This is a genomic window from Curtobacterium sp. MMLR14_010 (assembly GCF_001865015.1).
Taxonomy (GTDB): Bacteria; Actinomycetota; Actinomycetes; order Actinomycetales; family Microbacteriaceae; genus Curtobacterium.
On the sequence record NZ_MJGV01000034.1, the window covers coordinates 1 to 1,086 of the forward strand.

Annotated in this window: 1 protein-coding gene; it reads left to right on the plus strand. The window is 73.4% G+C overall.

Going from position 1 to position 1,086, the window contains the following annotated elements:
* The coding region (locus BIU98_RS19350; protein ID WP_175481316.1) for a non-ribosomal peptide synthetase at positions 1–1,086 on the plus strand (1,086 nt) is incomplete at both ends.

Genomic DNA, 1,086 nt, shown 5'->3' on the forward strand with positions numbered 1-1,086 from the left:
CGAGGCCGTCACCGGTCCCGACCTGCTGGCCCTGCGGCCGCTGCTCGGGCCGACGACGTCGTTCTTCAACTGGACCGGCTCGAGCGAGACCAACGTGTACGCCGTGAACGAGATCGCGGCGGGTGACCCCGTCCCGGAACGGAGCATCCCCTCCGGACACATCGTCGCCGGCAAGCGCGTCGTCCTCCGCCGGCCCGACGGCACCACCGCCGAGGTCGGCGAGACCGGCGAGATCGTCTGCGTCTCCGACGCCGTGACGACGGGGTACTGGGGCGCTCCTGACGTCACGGCCACGCGCGCGGGCGTCGTGGACGGGACACCCTCCTGGTCCGTCGGCGACCTGGGCCGGTTCGACGAGGACGGCAGGATCACGCTCCTCGGGCGAGCCGACGACGCCGTCAAGGTGCGCGGGTACCTGGTCGAGCCGAGCGAGGTCGAGTCCGCCCTGCGCACGGTCGACACGGTGCACGAGGCCGCGGTCGTCGCCGTCAAGGCGCCGCCGTCGCCGACGCGGCTGGTCGCCTACGTCGTGACGCGGCAGGGCCGACGATCCGCGTCGCCCGCCGCCATCCGGAAGGCCCTGCGCGGGATGCTGCCCGACTACATGGTGCCGACCGCGATCGTGCCGATGTCGACGCTGCCCCGCAACGAGCGCGGCAAGGTCGACCGCGCCGCCCTGCCCGAGGCGCCCTCGCTCGCGATGACGCTCGGGGAGGACAGCGCCTCGGTGCCGGACGCCGACACGTACGACCAGTGGGAGCTCGCCGTCGCGCAGATCTGGTCCGAGGTGCTCGGGCTGCCCTCGGTCGGTCCGCTCCAGCTGCCGTCCGTCGGACTCGACAACGACTTCGCCGAGCTCGGCGGGGACTCCCTGTCGGCGGAGGAGATGCTCGCGAAGGTGCACGACCGCCTCGGGGTCGACCTGCCGTCGTCGGACCTGCTCGAGTACCCGACCGTCCAGACCTTCGCTGCCCGTGCTCGTCTCGGCGCGACGGCGGTCCCGACGCACCCCGACGTCATGACCCTGTCCGACCGCAGTGACGGCACGCCGCTGTTCTGCGTCGCCGGGGCCGGGGCGCTCGCCCT